Here is an 18,627-nt window from a genome sequence, read left to right on the forward strand (position 1 = left end):
GCTTAAACTACTGGTAATTTAATACCGACTTTATAAATTCTATTGTAATCTTGAATCTCGGCTTCCTTTAAATTAACTTCTTTCAAATTCTCATAGCCATTTTCTGGATCTGGATGTATGATCAGGCAATCTATAATACTATCAGTGTTTATGTTTAATTCTCGATAAACCTTTTTGAGTCTTGCATATCCACTTACTTGTCTAATATCCTCATGGACTCTGCTATCCACATACTTTAACTTATATTTTGCGTCAATAACCATTTTATAATTTGGAGTATTTAATAAATAATCCAGTTCATTACCATAGGTGCTATAATGAAATTTAATCTGTTTATTAAATCTATCCTTTAACAGGCCAAGTACATATAGCTCAAAAAGCTTACTCATATCAATCCAAAAAGGTGGTATATTAACCTGCTTCTTTACTGTGTTTGTAATACTATATCCAAACCTTCTTAAAATTAATTTGGCTAATTTTAAGGCCTGCTCATAATCTTTATAAAACACATTCATTTTTGAATGCTTTATATCATTTAATTCTATTTCCTCGCTCACCTCATCAAAAGCTGGATTAATATAATTAAAGGTATTTTGCAAGTCTTGGCTATTACCCAACTCAGCATAAGTAGGTAAATAGCGTTTTATAAATGTTAAGGCTTTTTTAAGCAACCTATTCTCTTTATTATTTAAACCGAATTCTTCATAAGAGCAATACGTGTACAGCGGTTTATTTTGCAACAAATTTTCTTTTAGAGTTTTAGCGATTAACACTTTACCCTTAATACGGCTATTTAAGTTTTTCTCAACTTTGTAATAAGATTTTTTTAAACCTTTTCTAACGATATTTTTTAATAGTCCTAAAAATTCTATCACTAAAAAAGGTGTTAGCAAGTCTTCCTTTTGCTCAATGGTAATCTTAGGTTCGTCCCATTTAACTTCAAATAATTCGTCAATTTCTTTTGAAACCTCTGAATGTTTAAGTGAAGAAAAAAGTATCCTAACGAAATTAATCTCTATTTTATTAGTATTTAGCTTGGGAGCTATAAATATGGCAGATTTATTTTTTTCAAGCCAATCTACACCTATAAAATAACCCGTATTCATTGAAAATGACTGTCTATCTTTATCAGCTTTTATTGTAAAGCATGGTAAATCATCTCCCCTTTTCTTTTTAAAGAATACATTATAATCTTTATTGGTTAGGCAGGCACAATCCTCTGGTTTTATAGCGCCTTCAAAATGTTCGTTGTATTTTAAAAGATTAACATTCAAAATTGGCGATCTCTTCTATTTTATCCTTTGCTATATCTAATAGTAAACCATCTTTCTGGTATTCCCTTAATATAGGAACGATTTCATATTTCAACCTCCCTAAAAGCTCAGCCTTTTGCTTCTCTTCATCAACATCATTTAAAATGAAATAACTATGGCCGATATGCACATCTTTAAACTCAAAATCAGGAGCCAAATATTGAGATTTTGTTATTTCGCCATCCTTTGATTCAATAAACAATTCTGAAACTTTTTGAAATAAGGATAAAGCATTTTTATTCTTAATAACTGTTTCATTCGGTAATATATCTACAAATGCAAACCTTCTTTTAATGGCATAATCTATATGTCCAACACTTCTGTCTGCAGTATTCATCGTTCCAATTATATAAAGGTTATCCGGTATAGTAATGGTATTATCTCCATCTATGGCGTACATACTTTCAACTGATTCATTTCGATATTCTAAAGCATAAATAAGTTCCCCTAATACCGAAGGTAAATTAGCCCTGTTGATTTCGTCAATAATGAGAACGTAGTTGTTATTTAATAGTCCTTCTTTAATTACAAATGCTTTAAAATATTTAAAAATTGGCACCCAACTCTTGGAATAATCTTTATTATTTAAAGCTAAACCATTATTAAAAGATTCATGGTTAAAACAGGATTTAATATCTATCCAAGTAGGCATAGACCAATAATCGTCATCTATTAGAATTTCATATCTTAGCTTAGCTTTCTCCTCTTCTGGATAATAAACATCTTTAAAACGAATGGTTTTTTCTTTGTCAAAATATAATGGTTGATCACTTGTTTTCTCAATTTGATATAAATGGTTTCTAAATGCTGCCCAAAGTGCGTCTTCATTTTTGTTTTTACTCCTTGAAGCTTTCTGAATAAAATCCCCAAATATTTTATTGGTCGTATTATAAACTATTGTTCCATTACCCTTTGTTTTAGCTTCTATCCCTCGTACAAAATCCTCATAACTATATGAGGGATGGAATTGCACCAATACACATCTACCAGATTCCTCTAAAAGTTTTTTTTGAACCTTTTTATCAGTAGAAACTGAATTAAATATTAGTTGTTCTGCAAGGTTCTTAGCTGTATAGGTCTTTCCTGTTCCAGGTGGGCCTTGAAGAATAATTTGTTTTTTTGATTTGATGAGATTTATGATTTCCTTCATCTTTTTAAAATCATTTATATTATTTATTTGGCCAGCTAAAATGCTTTTAACTAGCTCATAAAATGTTCTATCCTTTAGTTCAATTATGGTGTCAACTATAATTGAAGATTTTCCTAAATATTTTGTAATTCCTGGTATGGTTACGCCTTCAGAATTGACATCTTCCCATTCCTGAACATGTAGTCTTTGTCCCCATTCACCATTAAAACCGTTTTCAGCGGTCAAGTCTTCATAATAGCATTTTGCATCAGTATACGTTACAACATCTTCAGGATCATGTTTACTCGCCAAATTTATTTGATTGTGCAAGGTGATTTCCTTGGCTTCTTCTAAACTAATCTCTTCAAAAATGGCGTGGGCAAAATATTTGTTCTTATTAAATAATAAAACCTTATCACCAGGATTAATTTGCTTAGCCTTCTTTAATTGTTTTGTAACTTCTCCTTTTTTTTGAACACCATATTGAAAGTACATCACAAAGCAATTATTATCTAGATCATACTCTATTTTACTTTCCTCAAAACCATTTACAACCCAGTATCTCGTTTCTTGATTCTCCTCTCTGTAATCGCACATAAAGGCGTCAAAAAGATCCTTTAAAGAGATACGCGATGATAAATCTTTGTTTTGATTATTTTGGGCGCTTACAACTGATAAAGTCCTATCTTTTTGTGGCTGCCCTTTTCCAAGAAATCCAGTGTTATCCTTAAAACGTGAAACTATTTCGGTATCACAAAACGTTACAGGATGCATTATGAGCATATTATCAATCCATTGAAGCTGAATGTCTAGACTTCCATTTCTGGCTTCAGCATCAGAAGGTAAGACATAAACTTTTCTATAATTATTTTTATCCTTAAAAGTTTCAGGGTTTAATAATTGTGCTTCCGAAAAACTAGTATCTATATCAATTTCAAAGAATGCCTTTTTTTCACCACCTGTGGAACGATTTGTTTTGATAATAAGATCTATAGTAAGTTTAAAAAATTTAAACGCCATTATGTCTTTGGTACTTATACCTAAATTGGAGTTTAAAATTTCAAAATGCAATTTGTCATTGTTCTCCTCAGGTATATGTTCCCATGACTTGGCTTTCCAGAGTTGAATTTTACCACCACCAATAAGCAAAACATAATCACCTATTTTTAATCCATTAAACCATGAACTTTCTTTAGGTGCCTTGTAGTAACCACCATCTATTTGTTCTTTATCATATTTATTGGAAATTTTACCAAAAAAGACATTCATTAGACAGATGTAAGCTTAAGAGATTCAACATTAATTTTTTTCACATCAATCATCCCAGTCATTAAGCGAGGTAATAAAATATCTCGAGCCTCTTTTAAATACTGATTTTGTATCCTAATATTAGATATCAATTTATAACAGGACTTTATAGAGTTAACCAAAATATTTAAATTTTCTCCTTCCGGAATAAATAATTCTTCATCTCGAATCATTTCTTCAAAATTGAAATTATTAATACCATTGGCTGCTTGTACTTTGTAGACAAGCATTTTATTAGAACTGTAAATGTATTTTAAATGAGCATCAATTAAATAAGAAAGCTCAACCGATTTAGGTCTTAACATTTTACAAAAACTCGCACAAATAGTTGGTTTATTTAATATTTCACTTAAACCAATATCAAAGTAGAATGATCTTCCAACATTATCTATGTTGCCATTTGACATTTCAATGGCAATATCACCATGTTTTAATATCCTTGACTTTAAGTTTGATTCAGTATGAAATCTTAGAGGCAACTCATCAAATTGACCCATTGATACTTTAGGCATATCAGTGCCTCTAATAACATAGGCTTCATTAGTATAGTTTCCCTCATTTTCTTCTTTTCCCCACCCACCATTTATGTACTTTACAATAAGGTTTTCTAAAGTGTCAATTTTTATGTTTTTGTCACTTATTACTGTATTATCAATAATTCGATATAAAAACCACTGCTCATAAGTAAGTTGAGCTTTTTCTCCCAATAGTTTAATTGATTTTAGGTTGTTTTCAATTAAATCATCATAAGCAGAGAGGATGTTGGCTATTTTGCGTTGTACATTCAATGAGGGAACTATGAAACTAAGATTTCTAACTGCTTCTTTAGTTATAGTTGTAGTTGCTGTCCCATTAGCGAATTGTTTAATATAATTTTCATTGACCTTCATTAAATAATACATAAATAACTGGTCCAAAGTGTTATCAAACCGAATTAGAAATAAATTCATCGCTAAAGAAGCTGGTTGATTGATTTTAGGCATTAGATAAACAGAACCAGCCTGGGCAATTTTATTCATTAAGATATCACCAGAAAAAACTTTTGATTTTGAGAGAAAGTTATATTCTGTTTCATCAATATATATTAAATCATTACTAAAATCATTTCTTTCAAAATTTAAAGTTCTAACCATTATACAATATGATGGCTCATTCTTTAGTGTTACATTTTCTTTCAGTTTTTTATACGAACCATTTGCATGATAATCTGTTAGAGTATCTATATGATTACCTAAGATTATTTTTTCCCATCCCTGCATCATAATTCTAATGACTGAATCTTATTCATTAAATCATTTGCCTCCTTGTTTAAAAAGCCTAATTCACTATGAATTTCTTTCATTCTTCCTTTGTAATCAAAATCCATATCAATGTCAATACTTACACCCACATAGCGTCCTGGGGTTAAGCTATAATCCTGTTCAATAACATCTTCTATTTCTATTACTTTACAAAGTCCTTCCACATTTTTATACTTACCTTCAGGGAAGTGCTCCTTAAACCATTTGTTATTAGAGCTTACTTCCAAATCATCACCTCTAAAAGCATTGATTAATGCTGTTAGACCTTCCATTTGTTCTTCGCTAAAATCGTTAATGGTAGTAGTTACTTTACGATAGGTATTACGAGCGTCAATCATTAAGATCTTATCCTTGTTCTCTGCCTTTTTGCCTTTATTAAAAAACCATAAATGACAAGGCAAACTACGGGTATAGAAAAAATTATTTCCAATAGACACAACACATTCAACATCTCCCGTTTCAATTAGTTTTTGTCGTATCAGTTTTTCTGCATTTCCTGCATCGGTAGCTGAAGATGCCATAACAAAGCCTGCACGACCAGTTTTATTGAGATAGCTATAAAAATATTGGATCCATAAATAGTTTCCGTTGCTAACGGTTCCTTTACCAGTTAATGGTGGCCCAAAGGGCAAGCGTTTGTCTTCTGTCAAAAATTTGTTTTTTGCATCTACCTTATCGACATTAAATGGAGGATTGGCCATAACGAAGTCACACTTTTCAAACAGACCATGCGGGTCACTATAAAAACTATTGCTTTCAATAATTTTTCCTTCAATACCATGAATGGCTAAGTTCATCTTTGCAAGTTTGGTATTATTGCTTTTTAGTTCAGTACCATAAACCGTAATGGCTTCATTGACACTTTTATGTTCATGGTCTTTTATGAAATGGGCTGTTTGTACAAACATGCCACCAGAGCCACAAGCAGGATCATGAATGATACCGTGATTGGGCTTTATGAAATTTACAATAAGGTTAACCAACGATGGGGGAGTGAAGAACTCTCCACCTTCCTGGGCTCCTGCACCTTGCATGGAAAATTTCATTAAGAAGAACTCATAGATACGACCGAAGACATCACCTTTAGCCTGCTTGACAGCATCTTTATTAAATACTCGCACTAAATCCCTTAACAGCTTATCGCCAAACTCCTGATAATTTTTTGGTAGTATACCTTCGAGATCTTTATACTCGGCCTCTATGAGCTTCATGGCATTGTTTATCGCTTCGGCTATATCTGCATCTTCTGGTAAGTTAGCCAAGTAATCATATTTGGCTTTTTCAGGTAATTTAATAGCTCCTGCAGCCGCGTAATCATCATTTGTAGCTTCTCTTCTTTGACCAGTTCTTGGGTTTATGGGTAGATTTTTTTCTACTTGTAATTTGGCATCCTCATAACGGTTTTGTGCAAATCGAAGGAGTACCAAACCTAATAATGGATCTTTGTATTCTGCAGCAGTTAGTTTTGAGTTACCTCTTAGTTCATCAGCGGCATCCCATAATTCTTTTTCTAAATCTTTAATTGCTTGTTGAGTCATTTGATCATTTTCATATTAAATAGATAAAGCCGCTTATTTAAAGGCTAAAATTATTTTTAATGGAGAGCAATAAAGGTAATTATTTATGCCTTAACTAAAAGTTTAAATAATAAAAATTTTCCTATAAATTTATACCCTATGATTAGAGTTGTTTGTGGTGTTATTTACAAAAGAGATAAGTTTCTAATTACTAGGCGAAAACCAGGCATTGCCCTGGAAGGCAAGTGGGAGTTTCCGGGTGGTAAGATAAAAGATTCTGAAACTGGCCTAGAAGCATTAAAAAGAGAGTTATTAGAAGAATTGGGTATGCAAGTAGAAGTTTTAGGCAAAATAGGTTCTAACATCCACCATTACCCCAATTTCTCAATAGAACTTATAGCCTATAAGTGTACTTTTATTGAGGCATCTTTTAAGCTAACCGATCATGATGCTTATGAATGGATATCTAAAGTAGACATATCAAACTTTGATTTAGCTGATGCAGATAAGCCTTTTATTGACTTGATTTAGTCACTCATATACCTCTTAATCTCCAGGACCTTAAATCCATTCCCAAAGTCTATAACCTCTCCTGGTTTTTTTCCAATTAGTTTTTTAGCAAAGGTACTATCACTTGATAGTCTTTGAGCTTGTAATGATTCTGGGGGCTCTACACCTATACTAAACCATTTTGAATCCTTACCTAAAGGTTCTACCAGTACAACCACACCTTCTTTAACCTCATCACTTTCTTTATCAAGAATTTTATCAGCTTTAATAAGTTTGAATCTACAAATTGTGAAACCACTCTTTCCTATTTCTTCCCAGTGATCAACAACGTTATAAAGTCCACCGTATTTATAGCCACTATCTGGTGAAAATTGAGAATTATGTTTGTAGCCTCTTATGACTCTTACCGGGAAGTTTCGTAGTTTACTTACTACCAAACCCTTATTGCCATGGTCTTGCCAGGATTGATCGGCTATTTGCTGTCCAGTTTGTGGATCATTACCACCATGACCTGTGTAAATGATTTCATCGCCCCAGTCGATGTCGTCCTCATAGCCGCCAGACAAAACAATAGCAGCAACGCCTTCATTACCATTACCATCAATACCGTGCATAGTGGATCGATGCAGTCCAGCTGCAATTAATGCCTTCCTGTCTGGGAATTTTTGTCCTTCTTTAATGCCTTCTGGTGTTCCGAAAAATAGTCTGCTCATAACATGGAATTGAGCAATAAATTTAATAAAATCATTTGTTAGATTTATTTATCTTTTATATTTCATTGATCTAACTTCTTTAAAAGCTGATTCAAGATCAGTCTTATGAATAATATATTTTCTACCAATTTTAGAAGCAGGAAGAGTTCCTCTTTTTATATAATTATAAATTGTTAATTCTGACCTTCCTAATAAATCAGCTACCGATTTGACAGAGTACATGGCCGGTTCTTGGGAAATGAACTTTTTAATGATTATTTCAATTTGGGGAATTAACGATTGAACTAATAGTTCCTTAAATTCTTGTGGGCTAATCTCATATAAGAGAATTTTTTTATTTGTTTCCATAGTTTAACATTTTAATTTTTTTTATCCATAAACTGTAATACCCATTAGTTATCAGGACAGGGTTATCCCAAAAATAATAGCATGGAACTTACTAATTTCATAGTACACACTTGAAGTTTGAACTAAACACTATTTTTATAAATCCTTATTACATATCTCATTAAGACCTTTACCTCTTATCGCTTTTTTCATTAAATTAGTACCATGTGCTATTCCACCTCATTACGAAAAAAAAGGGAACAGATTGAGCAACGTTTATTGTCCAATCTCGGTGCGACTTTCGAATACCCTTTGGAATACAATCCCTATTACCATTTAAATGGGTTTACTCATGGCAATTTATACATTATTAAAATGGATGAGCCCGAATCCATTTATCCAGCGAGTTGGGGATTGGTACCTGGCTGGGGCGTACATGATCCCGAGTCCTTTTGGAAAAAAAGCAATACCCTTAATGCGCGGTCTGAAGGCATTTTTGAAAAACCCTCGTTTAAAGATAGTGCAGAAGATAAACGCTGCCTTATATTAGCAGATGGCTTTTTTGAGCCTCATCATGAAAATGGGGTATCAATACCTTATTTCTGTTATCAGCCTTCAATAGAATTTCCCGAAGGTGATTTGTTTTTATTTGCTGGACTTTACAACGAATTGGATGATGAGTTGTTTACCACAACCATATTAACCGTGGAAGCGAATCCGTTCTTTGCCGAAATTCATAACAAGCGTAAACGCATGCCTTTGGTTTTAGCAGATGACTTATATGAAGATTGGTTGGATGATGGATTGAATCAACCACAGCTTAATGAATTAATGGCCTATGGTTTTACGGCCAATGAATTTAAGGCACACCCTGTGACCCGTGATCTATATAAAAAAGGGATCGATACCAACACACCCGAATTTGTTACACCTGTAGATAAAGGTACTTTATTTTAATCTATATTTTTTTTAGTTGTTCGAGTTCTACGCCTAATTCCTGTAACATCTGTGAAATGCTACTAATCTTTAGTTCACTTTCATCATACTCTTGGGTATTAATACAACATGTGAATTCCCATAGTTCCAAGATATCCTTTTTAAGAATTTCATAGGGTTGGTAGTTTCTATTATCGGAATGTAGCATAAGGGTTTCAGGATTTTCAGTAAGCTTTATGCGTTTGTAAACGATACCTTCATTTAAAGTTAAAACAACATAAGTCCTTCCATTTTTAATATCCTTGATATCCTCAACATAACGAGCTACAACATAGGAACCATCCTTAACAGGAAGCATGGAATCTCCCTTAATAGGAAATGTACGATGCTTACCAGAAGGAAGGAATGGTAGTTTAATTTTTTCCAACTGTTCAATATACTCGGGATCATCATAACCATTTAAATAGCCTGCCGTAGCCTTGTTGGGCACAATTTCAATTAAATCTTCATTCTGTTCACTTACCGTAATAGGAAACAAAATCCTTCGGTTTCCAATATTAATAAATGAGGTATCAGAAACTTTAGTAAGGTTATTTTTTACTAAGGCATCAATAGGTAATTTATAGTAATCGGAAATCTTAGACAATAAATCCAAAGGCGGTTCAGATCGACCTTCTTCATACGATCCTACCCTTGAGCGTGTAATGTCAAGCTCATCAGCCATTTGCTCTTGCGAAAACCCTTTAAGGTTTCTTAAATGTTTAAAGTTGATTGCAAAATAACTCATATTGCTACAAAATTAAGCAATCATTACTACATATTGTAGTTAATTTTGTTTTTTTATTATTTATGTATCTTAATTGTCATTCCTATTATAGTTTACGATATGGTACCATAGCACCCGAGACCCTGCTTAAAATAGGGCAATACTATGGGGCCTCAGCTATGGCATTGACCGATATCAACAACACCTCTGCCTGTTTGGATTTCGTTAGATTATCTCGTAATTATAATATAAAGCCAATACTAGGGGTTGATTTTAGAAATGGCGCAAAACAACAGTTTGTATTAATCGCTAAGAACAATAATGGTTTTATGGGTATCAATGAGTATCTGTCTCATCATTTACACCATAAATTACCATTTCAAGATAGGCCAGATACCATTCCAGATACCATTACCATTTACCCCTATGAAAAGCAAATGGAAATCCCTTTAGGAGAACATGAGTTTATCGGACTATCCATAAAGGACCTTAATCGCTTTAGATTGTCTAAACTTGTGCATCATTTAGATAAAGTGCTTATCCTTGAAACCTTCTCATTCACTAACAAAAAAGATTATAATACGCATCGTTTATTACGAGCCATTGATAATAATACCCTATTAAGCAAACTTCCTTTGGAAGAACAGGGGACAATACATGAAATCGTAAAGCCTTTGGATGATATCAAAAGTGCCTTTGTGGATTATCCTAAAATCATAGCCAATACCAAAGTTATAATCGATACTTGTCAAATTGCATTTGATTTTTCAAAGGAAACACCGAATAATCAGGAATCCTATACCGGTAATTCCCATTTGGATTATAGGTTACTAAAAAAACTAACCTATCAAGGAATAGCTTACCGATATGATGTGATGAATGACAAGATATTGGATCGTATCAGCAAAGAGCTTAACATCATTAAGGAAAAGGGGTTTGTCTCTTATTTTTTGATTAATTGGAAAATTCTAAAGTATGCCAGAAGCAAAGGTTATTTTTATGTAGGGCGCGGTAGCGGTGCCAATAGTGTTGTCGCCTACCTATTACGTATAACAGATGTTGATCCTATAGAATTGGATCTTTATTTTGAACGGTTTATAAACCTGTACAGAAAGAATCCACCGGATTTTGATATTGACTTTTCCTGGACTGACAGGGATGATATTACCGAATTCATATTTAGGCGATTCAAAAACACAGCCTTGATTACGGTATACAACACCTTTAAATTTAAAGCTTCCATTCGTGAATTAGGGAAAGTATTTGGATTGCCAAAACATGAAATTGATGTGCTAACAAAAGGAGCTTTCTATTACAATACCCTTGATAATCTATCTAAATTAGTTATTAATTATAGTAAACGCATACAGGGCTTCCCCAATTACCTGGGTATCCATGCTGGGGGTATTATCATATCTGAAAAACCCATCCATTATTACACAGCCACCTTTATGCCACCTAAAGGATTTCCAACCACACAGTTTGATATGGTCGTAGCTGAAGATATCGGACATTATAAGTTTGATATTTTAAGTCAAAGGGGTTTGGGTAAGATCAAGGATGCTGTTGAGATTATCAAATACAACCATCCCGATAAACCACCTATAGACATTCACAACATCAAACGGTTTAAACAGGATGAACGAATAAAGTACTTATTAAGGAACGCTAAGGCTATTGGCTGTTTTTATGTAGAATCCCCAGCCATGCGCATGCTATTAAAAAAGTTACGGGTTGATAATTATTTAGGATTGGTCGCTGCCAGTTCTGTCATTCGTCCAGGAGTTTCCAAGTCAGGCATGATGCGTGAATATATCATGCGCTATCGTTATCCCGAACGCAGGAAGGATGCCCATCCTGTATTGTTAGATATTATGCCCGAAACCTATGGGGTAATGGTCTATCAGGAAGATGTGATTAAGGTAGCCCATTTTTTCGGCGGGTTGAATCTTGGAGAGGCCGATATGCTTCGTCGAGGCATGTCTGGTAAATTTAGATCAAGGAATGAGTTTTTAAAGGTTAAGGACAAATTCTTTGAGAACTGCAAAAAAGCTAATAAATCTTTCGATTTAACTAAAGAGATATGGCGGCAAATTGAAAGCTTTGCAGGCTATGCCTTTGCTAAAGGGCATTCTGCTTCCTATGCCGTGGAAAGTTACCAAAGTCTATTTCTTAAAGCTTATTTCCCATTAGAATATATGGTAGCAACCATCAATAATTATGGGGGTTATTACAAAACAGAATATTACATACATGAAGCACGGATGCATGGCGCTATTATTGAAGCTCCTTGTGTTAATAATAGTAATGTTGATACGGTTATTAAAGGGAAATCCATATATATAGGCTTTAAGTTCCTGTATACTTTTGAACATAAAATAGGGAATTCCATTGTAAAGGAACGTCAAGCGAATGGATTGTTTTATGATTTGGATGATTTTATTGACCGTATACCCATAGGGATTGAACAGCTTTTAATTCTCATTAAAATAAATGCTTTTAGATTCACTAATAAAAACAAAAGAGCATTACTATGGGAAGCTCATTTGAAAGTCAGTAAAACCTTAACTGATATACCTGAAATAACATTGTTCAAACCTCAAAGAAAAACCTTTGCTCTACCAGAATTACCACAGGACTCTTTAGAAGATGCCTTTGATGAAATTGAGCTTTTGGGGTATTCACTACGTAGTCCATTTGAGTTGCTAAAGGAACCGTTAACTGACCCCATGAGGGCATTAGATTTAATCAATAATATTAGCAAAACAGTAACCATCCAAGGGTATTTGGTTACCATTAAGCATACCTCAACTTCTAACGGCAAGACCATGTACTTTGGTACATTTTTAGATATTGCTGGAGACTTTATAGATACAGTTCATTTTCCACAAGTTGCTAAGCAATATCCTTTTAGATGGAAAGGCATTTATACCATTACCGGAAACGTTATGGAAGAGTTTGATTGTTTAACTATTGAAGTTTCTAAAATGGAACGACTAGCCATAATTGAAGACCCAAGATATTCTGTTAAACCTTTAGTCTTATGACAAACCAAAGATCGATAGTTCATATGGATTTGGATACCTTCTTTGTGTCCTGTGAAAGGCTTTTGGATAGTAAGCTTATGGGTAAACCTGTATTGATTGGCGGCACTTCGGACAGGGGAGTTGTGGCTTCCTGTAGTTACGAGGCTCGACAATTCGGTATTCATTCAGCCATGCCTATGCGAATGGCCAAACAGTTATGCCCTGAAGCCATTATTTTAAGAGGTAATTCAGGTGTTTACACGAAGTTTTCAAATTCCGTAACTGAAATCATTAAAGAAAGCGTTCCGCTTTATGAGAAGGCCTCTATTGACGAATTCTATATTGATTTAACAGGGATGGATAAGTTCTTTGGCTGCTTGCAATTAGCCTCTGAAATCAGGTCACGCATCATCAAGGAAACAGGACTTCCTATTTCCTTTGGACTTTCTATTAATAAAACGGTCTCAAAGATTGCTACAGGAGAAGCAAAACCTAATAACCAAATACAAATTCCAATGGGTAATGAAAAGCCTTTTCTATCCCCATTATCTGTTAAAAAAATTCCTATGGTAGGTAATGTTACTTATAAAGCCATGTGTGATTTGGGGATAAAACATATTCATACCATACAAAAGATGCCCATGGACATGATGTATAAAGTATTTGGTAAAAATGGTGTCTCCATTTGGAAAAAGGCTAATGGTATTGATAACAGTCCTGTGGTACAATATCATGAGCGTAAATCCATTTCAACCGAGCGTACTTTTGACAAGGACACTACCGATGTCAATAAGCTTAAAAGTATACTTATTGCCATGGCTGAAAACCTTGCCTATCAATTACGCAGGGGTAATAAGTTAACAGCATGTATTACGTTTAAAATAAGATATTCTGATTTTCAAACCTACACACAACAAAAGCGGATTCCATATAGTGCTGCTGACCATAATATAATTCCTGTGGTCTTGGAACTTTATAATAAATTATACCAAAGGCGATTATTGGTTAGGTTAATTGGGGTTAAGTTTAGCCATTTAGTTGAGGGTGGCCATCAAATAGATTTATTTAATGATGATGATAAAACAATTAGTTTATACCAGGCTTTAGACAAGATGAGGGAACGTTATGGAGATAGGGCCGTGATAAGAGCTTCTGGCATGTCTGCCAAGAGTATAAGCAGATGGAATCCGTTCAATGGAGAACCACCGCCATTATTGGCCAATAGAAGGCAATAAGCTATTTAAATACCTTCATCCATAAAACTATAATATCCTTGTGGTGTAATTATCAGGTTATCTAAATAATTGATATCATGAAATTTGGCGACCTCTTTGATCTTTTTATAAATCTCTATATCTGGATTACTTGGATGTAGTTTACCACTCGGGTGGTTATGAACTGTTATCATCGCCGTAGCACAGCTTTTTAGAGCCACAGAGAAGAGAACTCTGATATCTACCAATGTGGCAGTCATTCCGCCTTTAGATAGCGTATATAAGCCTAATGGAATATTGGAATTGTTAAGTAATAATACCTTGAACTCTTCCAGTAGTTCTATGGTATTGTTATTCCAACTAGATAAAATAACTTCAAAAGCTTTTTTACTGCTTGTAACTTTTAAGTTAGTGTTCATTTTTTTCGGGGAATAAAAAATCTGAATTTCTGCAATAGAACTTTTCATGATTAATAGAAATTAAAAAAGGAACGCTTTCGCATTCCTTTGGTTAAACATAAATTAAATTGAATATTTCAAACTTTCCCCGGGTGAAAGACAAGAATAGTGTTGTAGATATTTTACATAATGTCGTTATAGCTTACAACTTGTTTGTACTATAACAGAACATTATGTAAACATAGCGAGTCTGGAAATTTTAAACCTTAATTATTTAATAAGTTCGTCCTTAATTATTAATAGGCTTCAAAAAAAGCACCTTATTTTGAGCCATATATGGTAGTAATTTTACGTCAAAAAATCACCAGATCACACAACTATTGTGAATTTAAGGCAAAGTAGCGACCCTAATTTTGCCATATAATAATGGAATAGGAGAAGGCATCAAGCGTCAAATTTGCCGGATTGGGTACCAAGCGAGAGCACACGAGAAAGATTTTTTTAATTAATGACTTCAAAAAGACTCTCTTTTTTGTGTTTTTCAAACAAGCCCGCGTACACCAAAAATTGAAATGACGTAGGGCCTTTTATAGTAGTAGCTAACAGTAGGCTATATTCTTTTAAAATTTTTTTGTATTTTTTTTGAAGTGTTAATTAATTATAGTTACACGGTTAGAGCATTTTAACATCGTAATACGTTGCAAAACTTTTGTAGCGTAAAAGTAATCTGAAGTTTCCATCAGTTTTTTTTCGTATTTGAAGCATACATTCGTCTCCTGAATTATTAACACAGTTAATATAAAGAACATTAAAATTGTCATAATATTCATCAGCTTGAAAATCGATAAAATCGTAAATGAATTTTTTCTCCCCGTAAATAATGACTCTTTGATCCTTAATATTAAAAACTATTAAATCATTGCATTCTACTTCTTCTGTCCATTCATCCCAATTCCCTTGTTCATCAATTAAAGCAGCAGAATTAGTTAATGCTCTAAACTTAATTACGTCTTGTGCAAATCCTAAGTTCAAGCCGCATAGTATCAAAAGAATCTGTAATAATTTCATTTTCAATCTTTTTTATTAAAACATATCACCGTCTTTTACATCCACTCCTAATAACTGAAATAAATGAATGTATGCTTTTTTGAATTTAAGAATCATGGATTGACTGCAATTAAATGATATACTGATACCATATTGTCTAATGTTTTTTACTTCACCAATTATTTCAAAATTTTTGTCAAGGGTATAATAAAGCACCATTGTTCCACCATGTTTTAGATTCAAATTCAAATTTTGCCATGAACCCTCACTGCTTTTAACACTGACAGATCTTACATCCTCAGGTGTAATTTCATTTACAAATGAAACTAATTCTCCCGCATCCCTTACTGAAATCAATAGAAGGGTATTAGTGTCTTTATAGTATTGTACCTGCTCCCTTCCATCAGAGTTCCGGGTAATCCAGTCAATGGTATCTTCCAAAGATTGTGAGAATCCTAAATTTCCAATTAGGACAATGCAAAAAATAAAGAATAATTTTTTCATGATTTATTGTTCAAAATATTTTTTTCCAATTTTTTCATTGCAGAGTTTTATTGAATGTTCAAATGCTCTTATAAGACGATCTTCTTGTTCCGGTCTAAAATAAAGCATGACTTCATTTTTATTTCTAATTTCATACTTAACAACATTTGATTCAATAGGAATCACAGTACTTTCATTGCTTTCATTTGATAAGGAAATCCTAATTTCCAGGTTTCCAGAATATCCGTTTGCGTACGTAGCTTCCATTAAATTAAACTTTTGTATTTCTTTAAAAGACTTCTCACCATTATAGTAGAAAGTATAGATATATTCACATTCACACTTCTCATAATCTAATATATTGAAAGATATATTTTGGATTTCTTTGCTACCCCTGGAATCTCTGTAAAAAAAGATTGCATGGCCATCGAGTTCTGATTCAATATAGTTTAGAGATTCTTGAAGTGTAGGTTCCTCTTGACATGATGTAAGAGCCAATGATAAGACCAGAAATGAATTAAATAATCTTTTCATTTTTAAAGTATTAAGTTAGGGGTAAGTTCTTTTCAAAGGTATTAAATTATGGCACATATGCCATAACATTTCAATAGGATAGTCACGACATTTAAATCGTGGCTTATTCTGAAGAAGAAATAGATTTCATTATAAAGTTTGGAGCTAATTTGAGAAAATTTAGAGAGTCCAAAGAAATGAGCATGGAAGATTTGGCTAATGCATGTGATATGGAGTATTCTCTAATAAGTCGTATCGAAAGAGGTAAAATTAATACAAAGATCTCTACTACTAATGCTTTAGCTAAAGGATTAAAAGTTCCATTGAAAGAGTTGTTTGATTTTAATAAGACAAACAATTTATAGCCATATGTCTAAAAAGACAAGAGTAGTAATGTTTATAGTAGTTTGTATAAGCTAATATATATGGCCAATGGTATGACTATTGTATAACCAGAATATAACCGTTAATAGTCATATTTATGGACATAGTTTTGGATACATACATGTTTTAATGAATTGTTCTGTTTTATAGTGGATTAAGGCAAATTTGGTCACATAGGTATACATGATGTATGCATTATTGTTTAAGTGCTATAATTTGATTTTGAATTTCCTTTTGGCTTTCTTTTTCCAATTTTTTGTATTCATCTGGGTAATCTCTTTTAAAATATCTGACGCGTTGTTTAATTGTACTTTCTGAAATGCCTGTGGCATCGTTAGCTTTTCCGTAGGATCCATAAAATATATAGTAACAAGCAGCTAACAATTTGTTTTCGTAATTGGGCTCTTTTATTTTGTATTCGTTTAGAGCTTTATACTCTGAACATAAGTTGTAGCAGCAATGTTTTACAAACCCTTCTGCATCTTTAAGAATAGTTGTGCATATAACATTATTCTTGCCATATATAATAGCGTCGTTACGAGTTTTTAGCTGTTTGATATAAACTTTATTTTCGTCTTTAGAATTTACAGAATTGATACCTATAATGGCATCGGCTAATTGAGCTATTTTACTTGATCCACCAAGACTATCAGTAGTTAATGGAAGTGTTCTGTCTATTTTTGGAGTATGAGCTACTATTAACACTGTATATCCCTCATGCCTTACTATATTGAATAGCGGTTCCATGAAATTAATAGCATTTTGACCTTTTTCAAGGTCATATCCAATTTTTGACATATTGTCAATTATGATAAATTTCGCATTGACATTTTGAGCTTCAATTTTTATTAAATCAAATATCTCCTGGGGGTTACCCTTTAGATATTTTCCTCTATCAACTTTTGATATAAATAGGTTTTCCGGAATTGATTTATTACCAATTCTACTGTAAAGTTGTGCATTAGATAATTCAAAATCAAAATAAACAGTGGTTACTTTGCCAATTTCATTTTTAAGTATTACATCATTTCCTAAATCCAAATCAATTCCCTTGGCGGAAGCAATAGCGATCTGCATTGCCAAAATTGTTTTTCCCAAGCCTGTTGGCGAGAACATTACAATTTGTTCATTTTCGTAGATCAGATCACCCATTAGTTTTTTTGGTTTAGGCTCGGCTTTACATGCTTCTATAAATTGTTTAAAACTTTTGGTTTTAAAGGGTTGTTTATTATTAATACTTTTAATGTTGGATGCCAGTGGACTGGGATCGTTTGGAATAGAAGTTTTGGGAGTTACATTGCTATTCTTTTCATGAATAGCTTTTAGGTTCTTGATATTGTTCTTTATTGAGCCACTTGAATTTGAATTTAGAGGCATTTTAGAAATAGAATCCATAACCCTATTTTATTTGTATTAATAATTTTTCCAATTCACTTCTTTTATAATAGACTCTTCCGGATCCTGGCACTCCATAGCTTACTATTTTTCCTCTTTTGGTCCAGTTGTGTACAGAGCTAATATCAATCTTAAACATCTCTGCAACCTCATGGCGCGTGAGATATTCTTCAGGTTCTTTGGGTTGGAAGTTCTTTTTTAAATCGTCTAATTTTGTGTTTACACCATTTACTATTGCGTCTTGTAATTGTTCGGGTGTGATTTCAATAAGCTGTAAAGATTTCATAGTTGAACGTTTTTTGAATTTGTTCAACAATATTAAATCTCTTTACTTGGTACTATTGTTG

18 protein-coding genes are annotated in these 18,627 nt (G+C 33.1%); 5 read left to right on the forward strand and 13 right to left on the reverse strand.

Going from position 1 to position 18,627, the window contains the following annotated elements; all coding sequences use genetic code 11:
* Positions 1-2: 2 nt before the first annotated feature.
* From MR053_RS04945 to MR053_RS04960, 4 genes are read right to left on the reverse strand one after another with little or no spacing between them, the layout of a single operon-like run.
* On the reverse strand, positions 3-1,274 hold the full coding sequence (locus MR053_RS04945) for an McrC family protein (RefSeq protein WP_242131332.1): 1,272 nt from the start codon (positions 1,272-1,274) through the stop codon (positions 3-5).
* A complete protein-coding gene (locus MR053_RS04950; RefSeq protein WP_242131333.1) occupies positions 1,264-3,711 on the reverse strand; it encodes an McrB family protein in 2,448 nt (815 codons plus the stop codon). Before MR053_RS04950 ends, MR053_RS04945 begins: the two co-directional genes overlap by 11 nt.
* Entirely contained in the window at positions 3,711-5,012 is a 1,302-nt protein-coding gene (locus tag MR053_RS04955; RefSeq protein WP_242131334.1) for a restriction endonuclease subunit S, read from the reverse strand. The genes MR053_RS04950 and MR053_RS04955 overlap by 1 nt, the downstream gene beginning before the upstream one ends.
* Positions 5,009-6,589 (reverse strand): type I restriction-modification system subunit M, encoded by a 1,581-nt coding sequence (locus MR053_RS04960; RefSeq protein ID WP_242131335.1) that lies wholly within the window; start codon positions 6,587-6,589, stop codon positions 5,009-5,011. The genes MR053_RS04955 and MR053_RS04960 overlap by 4 nt, the downstream gene beginning before the upstream one ends.
* 138 nt (positions 6,590-6,727) lie before the next feature.
* Here MR053_RS04960 and MR053_RS04965 point away from each other — a divergent pair, with 138 nt between their 5' ends.
* The gene (locus MR053_RS04965; protein WP_242131336.1) at positions 6,728-7,099 is read left to right on the forward strand and encodes a (deoxy)nucleoside triphosphate pyrophosphohydrolase; all 372 of its coding nucleotides are present in this window, start codon (positions 6,728-6,730) and stop codon (positions 7,097-7,099) included.
* Here the strand turns inward: MR053_RS04965 and MR053_RS04970 are convergent.
* Both MR053_RS04970 and MR053_RS04975 read right to left on the reverse strand, forming a co-directional pair.
* On the reverse strand, positions 7,096-7,791 hold the full coding sequence (locus MR053_RS04970) for a YDG/SRA domain-containing protein (RefSeq protein ID WP_242131337.1): 696 nt from the start codon (positions 7,789-7,791) through the stop codon (positions 7,096-7,098). The genes MR053_RS04965 and MR053_RS04970 overlap by 4 nt on opposite strands.
* Positions 7,792-7,839: 48 nt before the next feature.
* Positions 7,840-8,139 (reverse strand): helix-turn-helix domain-containing protein, encoded by a 300-nt coding sequence (locus MR053_RS04975; protein WP_242131338.1) that lies wholly within the window; start codon positions 8,137-8,139, stop codon positions 7,840-7,842.
* Positions 8,140-8,343: 204 nt separating this feature from the next.
* On the opposite strand from MR053_RS04975, the gene MR053_RS04980 reads away from it, so the two are divergent.
* Positions 8,344-9,075: an SOS response-associated peptidase gene (locus MR053_RS04980; RefSeq protein ID WP_242131339.1), complete on the forward strand. Its 732-nt coding sequence runs from the start codon at positions 8,344-8,346 to the stop codon at positions 9,073-9,075.
* A 1-nt stretch (position 9,076) separates the two neighbouring features.
* Here MR053_RS04980 and MR053_RS04985 read toward each other — a convergent pair whose 3' ends face one another.
* A complete protein-coding gene (locus tag MR053_RS04985; protein ID WP_242131340.1) occupies positions 9,077-9,841 on the reverse strand; it encodes an XRE family transcriptional regulator in 765 nt (254 codons plus the stop codon).
* Positions 9,842-9,903: 62 nt separating this feature from the next.
* Between MR053_RS04985 and MR053_RS04990 the strand changes: the two genes are divergently transcribed.
* Complete coding sequence (locus MR053_RS04990; protein WP_242131341.1) at positions 9,904-12,867, forward strand: DNA polymerase III subunit alpha; 2,964 nt, start codon at positions 9,904-9,906, stop codon at positions 12,865-12,867.
* Positions 12,864-14,081, forward strand: a complete 1,218-nt coding sequence (gene dinB / locus MR053_RS04995; RefSeq protein WP_242131342.1) for a DNA polymerase IV — start codon at positions 12,864-12,866, stop codon at positions 14,079-14,081. The genes MR053_RS04990 and dinB overlap by 4 nt, the downstream gene beginning before the upstream one ends.
* 5 nt (positions 14,082-14,086) lie before the next feature.
* Here dinB and MR053_RS05000 read toward each other — a convergent pair whose 3' ends face one another.
* The 4 genes from MR053_RS05000 to MR053_RS05015 all read right to left on the reverse strand — a co-directional run bounded on the left by MR053_RS05000 (position 14,087) and on the right by MR053_RS05015 (position 16,522).
* A complete protein-coding gene (locus MR053_RS05000) occupies positions 14,087-14,479 on the reverse strand; it encodes a JAB domain-containing protein (protein ID WP_242131343.1) in 393 nt (130 codons plus the stop codon).
* A 651-nt stretch (positions 14,480-15,130) separates the two neighbouring features.
* Positions 15,131-15,526: a hypothetical protein gene (locus MR053_RS05005; RefSeq protein WP_242131344.1), complete on the reverse strand. Its 396-nt coding sequence runs from the start codon at positions 15,524-15,526 to the stop codon at positions 15,131-15,133.
* Between the two features lie 15 nt (positions 15,527-15,541).
* The gene (locus tag MR053_RS05010; protein WP_242131345.1) at positions 15,542-15,946 is read right to left on the reverse strand and encodes a hypothetical protein; all 405 of its coding nucleotides are present in this window, start codon (positions 15,944-15,946) and stop codon (positions 15,542-15,544) included.
* Positions 15,947-16,012: 66 nt separating this feature from the next.
* Positions 16,013-16,522 (reverse strand): hypothetical protein, encoded by a 510-nt coding sequence (locus MR053_RS05015; protein ID WP_242131346.1) that lies wholly within the window; start codon positions 16,520-16,522, stop codon positions 16,013-16,015.
* 98 nt (positions 16,523-16,620) lie between these two features.
* Here MR053_RS05015 and MR053_RS05020 point away from each other — a divergent pair, with 98 nt between their 5' ends.
* A complete protein-coding gene (locus MR053_RS05020) occupies positions 16,621-16,866 on the forward strand; it encodes a helix-turn-helix domain-containing protein (RefSeq protein WP_242131347.1) in 246 nt (81 codons plus the stop codon).
* A 214-nt stretch (positions 16,867-17,080) separates the two neighbouring features.
* Here the strand turns inward: MR053_RS05020 and MR053_RS05025 are convergent, their stop codons facing one another.
* Both MR053_RS05025 and MR053_RS05030 read right to left on the reverse strand, forming a co-directional pair.
* Complete coding sequence (locus MR053_RS05025; RefSeq protein WP_242131348.1) at positions 17,081-18,280, reverse strand: AAA family ATPase; 1,200 nt, start codon at positions 18,278-18,280, stop codon at positions 17,081-17,083.
* A gap of 4 nt (positions 18,281-18,284) precedes the next feature.
* On the reverse strand, positions 18,285-18,566 hold the full coding sequence (locus MR053_RS05030) for a helix-turn-helix domain-containing protein (RefSeq protein ID WP_242131349.1): 282 nt from the start codon (positions 18,564-18,566) through the stop codon (positions 18,285-18,287).
* Positions 18,567-18,627: the final 61 nt, after the last annotated feature.

This window comes from Aestuariivivens marinum, assembly GCF_022662175.1.
GTDB lineage: Bacteria > Bacteroidota > Bacteroidia > Flavobacteriales > Flavobacteriaceae > Aestuariivivens > Aestuariivivens marinum.